The 6,622-nt window shown below is 65.6% G+C and carries 7 protein-coding genes; 3 read left to right on the top strand and 4 right to left on the bottom strand.

Features of this window, described 5'->3' with window-relative positions:
• The 4 genes from WA702_RS07340 to WA702_RS07325 all read right to left on the bottom strand — a co-directional run.
• Window positions 1-1,169 (bottom strand): L,D-transpeptidase family protein (locus WA702_RS07340; RefSeq protein ID WP_425109865.1); only part of this gene is annotated, 1,169 nt, incomplete at its 3' end.
• Between the two features lie 310 nt (window positions 1,170-1,479).
• Window positions 1,480-2,442, bottom strand: coding sequence for an acetyl-CoA carboxylase carboxyltransferase subunit alpha (locus tag WA702_RS07335; protein WP_425109864.1), 963 nt, complete (start codon window positions 2,440-2,442; stop codon window positions 1,480-1,482).
• Between the two features lie 229 nt (window positions 2,443-2,671).
• Complete coding sequence (gene xerD / locus WA702_RS07330) at window positions 2,672-3,628, bottom strand: site-specific tyrosine recombinase XerD (protein ID WP_425109863.1); 957 nt, start codon at window positions 3,626-3,628, stop codon at window positions 2,672-2,674.
• A gap of 171 nt (window positions 3,629-3,799) precedes the next feature.
• Window positions 3,800-3,946 (bottom strand): histidine kinase, encoded by a 147-nt coding sequence (locus tag WA702_RS07325; RefSeq protein WP_425109862.1) that lies wholly within the window; start codon window positions 3,944-3,946, stop codon window positions 3,800-3,802.
• Window positions 3,947-4,112: 166 nt separating this feature from the next.
• Between WA702_RS07325 and WA702_RS07320 the strand changes: the two genes are divergently transcribed.
• The 3 genes from WA702_RS07320 to WA702_RS07310 form a co-directional block, all read left to right on the top strand.
• The gene (locus WA702_RS07320) at window positions 4,113-4,733 is read left to right on the top strand and encodes a shikimate kinase (protein WP_425109861.1); all 621 of its coding nucleotides are present in this window, start codon (window positions 4,113-4,115) and stop codon (window positions 4,731-4,733) included.
• Complete coding sequence (aroB, locus tag WA702_RS07315; RefSeq protein ID WP_425109860.1) at window positions 4,730-5,878, top strand: 3-dehydroquinate synthase; 1,149 nt, start codon at window positions 4,730-4,732, stop codon at window positions 5,876-5,878. The genes WA702_RS07320 and aroB overlap by 4 nt, the downstream gene beginning before the upstream one ends.
• 59 nt (window positions 5,879-5,937) lie before the next feature.
• On the top strand, window positions 5,938-6,622 hold a 685-nt coding region (locus WA702_RS07310; RefSeq protein ID WP_425109859.1), incomplete at its 3' end, for a CNNM domain-containing protein.

Raw genomic sequence — 6,622 nt, 5'->3', positions numbered from 1 at the left:
GTATTGGCTGCGAGCGCGCCGGTCGTACCCGCCTTGCGCAGGTTCGCCATCAAATGAGATTTCTCCGGCGCGGTCACCGCAGCAACGCGGCTCGACGCCGCCTCATCCGGTCCCGGCGTAGCAGGCGGATTGACGTAGGCGGGGATCGTGCCCGGCGCCATCGACGACATCAACGTCAGGCCGTGCGGCTCGACCGTATCGGACAGGCCGGTCGAGGCGCCGCCGGGCACATGCGAGGCGAACACCTGGTTCATGCCGCCGTCGATGCCGGTGTTGAGCCGGGCGACCGGCGTGCCTTTGGCCACGAGCTTGTTGAACTCGGAATCGTCCGCCGCCTGCTTCTCGCGCACCGCGCTGGCGAGACTGTCGGCCACCACGTAAGCGGGGCATTTCGCCGAGGCATCGAACACCGGATCGCGGGTGGCGCCCGGCGGCTTCTGGGCGTCGAACACGTATTTATGCTCGCAGAAATCGACCTTCGGCTCCTGGCGCGAGACCTCGAAGTGATCGTTGCCTTCCTTGATCATCTTCCAGAACGGCATGTTCGGATTGTTACGATGCCGCGCCATGTTGGCCGCCGTCATATGGAACGGATAGGCCTGGAACTGGAAGGCGCGCTGGCCGCCGAAGAAGGAGTCGCGGCCGAGCGCATAGATCTCGGCGATCTGCTCGTCGCTCATCGCGTAGCAGCCACGCGAGGAGCAGTCGCCATGCACCATCAGCTCCGAGCCGGTATGGCCGAGCGATTTGTCGTACGCGTTGGGATAGCCGGTGTTGAAGGAGAGATAATAGGCCGATTGCGGATTCATCTGCGATGGCGAGATCGAGTAGAAGCCTTCCGGTGCCTGGCGGTCGCCCTCGCGCACCTTGGGGCCGAGATCGCCCGACCAGCGGCAGATCGGATAGGTCTTGAGCAGGCCGAACTGGCCATTGCGGTCCTGCTTCCAGACCTCCAGCTCGGCCTCCTGCTTGAACAGGCGGATCAGGATCGGCGACTGCGGATCCATATTCTTCTCGCCCATCGCGGCGACCAGCTTCGACGGCACCGGCTGGTTGGCCTTGGCGTTGTTGGCGAGCGAAACCCCGTCGCTGTTGCAGCCGGCCAACAGCGACCCCGCAGCCAGCGCAGCCGAGGTCATGAGAACCCGGACCAAAGCGCGGTTGATCAATGCAAAGCTCCCCACCAATTGGGCACGTCGCGCGTACCCCACACCAGCCCTACAGCGCATCCCGGGCGGCTGGTCCGTCGTCCCGGATCCTGCGTCGCGTCATGTCCGCAAACCCGTATGATTAAAATTGTAACCACTGGCCGGATGCGCCGCAACCCGGGCTCCCTGGGCATGGCCACGGAGCCGTCCGGCGTGGTGAAGAATATCTGAACAGCAGACACGGCCCGCCCGGCTGAAATACGGCCAAACCGCTCACAAAGCCGCGAGCAGGAGACGCGAAGACGGTATCTCGGGAGGGCTTAAGCGGACATCAGCCGAGCTTGCGGCCGATGTCGAGGAATTTCTGCCGGCGCTGCTTGCGGATGGCGTCGGCGTCCATGCCCTTCAGGTCGTCGAGCGCCGCGGCGATCGCGTCGCCGGTGGCCGCGATCATCGCGCTGGGATCGCGGTGGGCGCCGCCGACCGGCTCCTTCAGGATCTCATCGATTACGCCGAAGCGGAGCATGTCCTGGGCAGTGATCTTCATGCTGTTGGCCGCTTCCTGCGCCTTGGTGCCGTCGCGCCACAGGATCGAGGAGGCGGCCTCAGGCGAGATCACGCTGTAAATCGCGTGCTCGAGCATCAGCACCCGGTTGGCCGTGGTCAGCGCGATGGCGCCGCCCGACATCCCCTCACCGGTGATGATCGAGACATTGGGCACACCGAGAGACAGGCAGAAATCGGTCGAGCGGGCGATCGCTTCGGCTTGGCCTCGCTCCTCGGCGCCGATGCCGGGATAGGCGCCGGCGGAATCCACCAGCGACAGCACCGGAATGCTGAAGCGCTCGGCCATCTCCATCAGCCGCACGGCCTTGCGGTAACCCTCCGGGCGGGCCATGCCGAAATTGTGCTTGAGGCGGGACTCGGTGGTGGCGCCCTTCTCCTGGCCCATCACGCAGATCGCCTCGCCGCGGAAGCGGCCGAAGCCGCCGAGCAGGGCGGCGTCCTCGGCGAATTTGCGGTCGCCGGCGAGCGGGGTGAATTCCGTGATCAGGCCGTTCACGAAATCGCTGAAATGCGGCCGCTGCGGGTGGCGGGCGACGAGCGTCTTCTGCCACGGCGTCAGGTTGGCGTAGAGCTCGGCCAGCGCCTGGCCAGCCTTCTCCTCGATCTTGGACACCTCGTCGGCGATGTCGGTGCCGCCGGCCGCCATGGTCCTGAGCTCATCGACCTTGGAGTCGAGCTCGGCGACCGGTTTTTCGAAGTCGAGATAGCTGCGCATTGGGTCCGGCATGGAATCAATCGAGGCGCTGAAACGGGGGGCGGTTTGGCGTCTCCGTCAAAAGATCGAAGATCTTCAACGGTTTGGCAAACGGTTGGCGGTGTCATTCGCACGCGCGGCAGGATTTGGCGCCGATGTCGCGGGCGGAATGGCGCTCTTTCGGGTCAGATGGCTGCGAAGTCAAGGCTGCGCGGAGGGAAAGCGGCCTATTTCGGTTCCGTCCGCGGCTTGTGAACGGCCGCTATTTCTCGGCCAGCGGGTGCAGGTCGCGGACCATGCTCTTCAGCCGCTCCTCGACCACATGGGTGTAGATCTGGGTCGTCGAGATATCGGTGTGGCCGAGCAGGGTCTGGACGATGCGCAGATCCGCGCCATTGTGCAGCAGATGGCTGGCAAAGGCGTGGCGCAGCACGTGCGGCGACACCAGCCGCGGCTGCAGGCCGCTGGCCATCGCGAGTTCCTTGAGGTCGCGGGCGAAATGCTGCCGGGTCAAATGTCCGCTCTCGCCGAAGGAGGGGAACAGCCATTTCGAGGCCGTGACGCTGGCTTTCTTCTCGGCCTTCTGCGCATCCATCGCGGCGAGATAGTCGGCCATCGCCTGCCGCGAGGCCTGGTTCAAGGGAACCAGCCGCTCCTTGTTGCCTTTGCCGCGCACCATGATCATGCGGGCGTCGTGCCGCGCCGCTGTACGCGGCAAGGTCACCAGTTCGGAGACGCGCAGGCCGGTGGCGTAGAGCACCTCGAGCAGACAGTAGAGTCGCATCGCCCGCAGCCGCTGCGTCGGCGAGGCGTCCGCCATCTCAGTCAGTTCCTTGGCCCGCGTCAGCATGCGGTCGACATCGGCGACCGACAGCACCTTCGGCAGCGAGCGCCCGCGTTTCGGGCCGGACAGGATCGCGGCGGGGTCCTCGGCGCGAATGCGTTCGTTGAGCAGGAAGCGGAACATATGCCGCAGCGCCGACAGCCGGCGCGCCACGCTCGCCGAGGCAAAACCGCGGCCGTCGAGGTCGGCGAGGTAATCGCGCAGCGCCTGCGTGTCGGCCTCGATCAGGCTCGCGCCGCTTCGGGTGAGAAAATCGGAGAGGTCGTCGAGGTCGCGGCGATAGGCAGCCAGCGTGTTGTCGCCCGCGCCCTGTTCCGCCGCCATCATGTCGAGGAACAGGGTGATGAGCTTGCCGTCCGAGGCCTTGGCCCGCATCTGTTGCTGCCCGTCTGTCGCGAAGTTCGAATCATCAGCCGGAACTTCAATATCGGCGTCCCCCGCGTGAAAGCGAAGTGGGTCGATATCGCGGCGTCGATCAGATTTCAGAGAACAACAGAAAACTTAACCGACCGGTGTGGCTTTCACGTCAGTCTGGTCAGGGCAGATCTATTTCTTGAGGAACTTGTCCTGCGGGATCGTCACCGTCATTTCGCGCGGCTTCGGGTTGACGAAATTCGCCAGCGCGAAGATCGCGCCATAGACGACGCCGACGATGATGGCGACCACGGTCAGGAAGCGAAAAAGGCTGGGCATCTCAAGCGATCGGACAACGCATGAAGCATGAGACGTCATCCAACATGTTCGCCCACAGCTTGCAAGCACGGCTTGCAAACCTGTCGGCCAGCGCCACGCCTGGATCGAATGGATGCCTGGACCCGGGGCACTGGCATACGACGGGCTGGCGGGATAGAAGCGATTTATGAGCGAAACCATCCAGCCAGCCACGACGCCCGGTTCGCCGGAGGCCGAAATCACCGCGGCCCTCGGCACCCGGCTGATCGTGCTCATCGGCATGATGGGGGCGGGCAAATCGACCATCGGGCGGCGGCTGGCGGCGCGGCTGAAGCTGCCCTTCGTCGATGCCGACAATGAGATCGAGGCCGCGGCGACCATGACCATCCCGGAGATCTTCGAAGCTCACGGCGAGGCGCATTTCCGCGACGGCGAGGCACGGGTGATCGCGCGGCTGCTGGAGAGCGGGCCCACCGTGCTGGCGACCGGCGGCGGCTCGTTCATGCGCGAGGAAACCCGCCAGCGAATCCGCGACAAGGCGATCTCGGTCTGGCTCAAGGCCGATGCCGACGTCATCCTGCGTCGCGTCAAGCGCCGGGGCGATCGGCCGCTGCTGCAGACTGCCGATCCCGCCGGCACCGTGACCCGGCTTCTGACCGAGCGCGAGCCGGTCTATCAGGATGCGGACCTGACGATCTGGTCGCGCGACGTGCCGCACGACAAGATCGTCGACGAATGCATCGAGGCCCTGCATGCCAGGCTCTGCGCGCCGGACGAGCCAAGCCAGGTGATGGGCGGGCTGCGATGACCGTGCCTCTGAAGCATTCCGATTCCATCACCGTCGACGTCGCGCTCGGCGAGCGCGCCTATGACATCGTCATTGGCCGCGGCGTACTGGCCTCGCTCGGCCAGCGCGTCGCTGCACTCAGGCCCGGCGTCCGCACCGCCATCGTTACCGATCGCACGGTCGCCAAACATTGGCTGGCGCCCGCCGAGGCGTCGCTGGCGGCGGCCGGCATCCCGGCTACGGCTGTCGTCGTCGACGAGGGTGAGGGTTCGAAGAGCTACGCCGGCCTGGAGAAGGTCAGCGAGGCGCTGATCGCGGCGAAGATCGAGCGCAACGATCTCGTCATTGCGCTCGGCGGTGGCGTGGTCGGCGATCTCGCCGGATTTGCGGCGGCGATCCTGCGCCGCGGTGTCGATTTCGTGCAGGTGCCGACCTCGCTCTTGGCGCAGGTCGATTCCTCGGTTGGCGGCAAGACCGGCATCAATTCGCCGCAAGGCAAGAACCTGCTCGGTGCGTTCCACCAGCCGGTGCTGGTCATCGCCGACACGGCCGCGCTGGATACGCTGTCGCCGCGCCAGTTCCGTGCCGGCTATGCCGAGGTCGCCAAATATGGTCTGCTCGGCGATGCCGCCTTCTTCTCCTGGCTCGAGAGTAATCACGCCGACCTCTTCAAGGGCGGCGCGGCGCGCGAGCATGCCATCGCGACCTCGTGCCGCGCCAAGGCCGCGATTGTCGCCCGGGACGAACGCGAAACGGGCGATCGTGCGCTGCTCAATCTCGGCCACACCTTCGGCCATGCGCTGGAGGCCGCCACCGGCTTCTCGGATCGGCTGTTCCATGGCGAGGGCGTTGCGGTCGGCATGGTGCTGGCGGCGCAGTTCTCCGCCGAGCTCGGCATGCTGCCCGAGAGCGATGTTGCGCGCATCATCCACCACCTCGCGCAGGTCGGCCTGCCGACGCATCTGCAGGATATCGCCGGTTTTGCCCAGGAAGGGCTTGGAGACGCGGATGCGCTGCTGGCGCGGATGGCGCAGGACAAGAAGGTCAAGCGCGGCAAGCTCACCTTCATTCTGATGGAGGCGATCGGCCGCGCGGTAATTGCGAACGACGTCGATCCGGCCAGGGTTCGCGATTTCCTTCAAGTCAGGCTCGCGCGTCGCAGCTGATCGATCATGCCGGCCGCGGCGTGCAAGCTCTGCGGCCCAGACAAAGTGATAGCAGCGTCATGGACTGGATTACATGTGTCATCGTCGTCGTGCTGCTGGGCGCCTCCGGTTTCTTCGCGCTCAGCGAGACCGCGCTGACCGGCGCCTCCCGCGCCAGCATGCTGCGGCTGTCGAAGCAGGGCAATCGCGAGGCTGACGTCGTCTCCAGCCTGTTCGACATGCGCGAGCGGTTGATCGGCGCGCTCTTGCTCGGCAATAACATCGCCAATATCGGCGCCTCGGCGCTGGCGACCGGCATCTTCACCGCCTGGTTCGGCGATGTCGGCGTGCTCTACGCCACTGGCGTGATGACGGTGCTGGTCGTGATCTTCGCGGAAGTCTTGCCGAAGACCATCGCGATCAGGGCGCCGGACCGCGTCTCGCTTTTGGTCGCGCGCCCGATGCGCGTCACCATGTTCGTGCTCGGGCCGCTGCTCACCGTGATCGAGGCGGTGGTACGAGTCCTGATGCGCCTGATCGGCTTCAAGGTCGGCGCCAACCAGCCGATGCTGTCGCCGACCGAACGGCTGCGCGGCGCGGTCGATCTGCTGCACCACGAAGGCAAGGTCGAGAAGCTGGACCGCGACATGTTCGGCGGGCTGCTGGATCTACGTGAGCTCCAGGTCTCCGACGTCATGGTTCACCGCACCGAGATGGTAATGGTGAATGCCGATCTGCCGCCGGAGGAACTGGTGCGCGAGGTGC

It is taken from the genome of Bradyrhizobium sp., assembly GCF_049798375.1.
Lineage (GTDB): Bacteria > Pseudomonadota > Alphaproteobacteria > Rhizobiales > Xanthobacteraceae > Bradyrhizobium.
This window is presented reverse-complemented; position numbering and strand designations above follow the sequence as displayed.

Coding starts and splice junctions, on each gene's coding strand:
- aroB (WP_425109860.1), top strand. CDS start 4,730: ATGACCGTGCCTCTGAAGCATTCCGATTCCATCACCGTCGACGTCGCG.
- WA702_RS07335 (WP_425109864.1), bottom strand. CDS start 2,442: ATGCCGGACCCAATGCGCAGCTATCTCGACTTCGAAAAACCGGTCGCC.
- WA702_RS07325 (WP_425109862.1), bottom strand. CDS start 3,946: ATGCCCAGCCTTTTTCGCTTCCTGACCGTGGTCGCCATCATCGTCGGC.
- xerD (WP_425109863.1), bottom strand. CDS start 3,628: ATGCGGGCCAAGGCCTCGGACGGCAAGCTCATCACCCTGTTCCTCGAC.
- WA702_RS07320 (WP_425109861.1), top strand. CDS start 4,113: ATGAGCGAAACCATCCAGCCAGCCACGACGCCCGGTTCGCCGGAGGCC.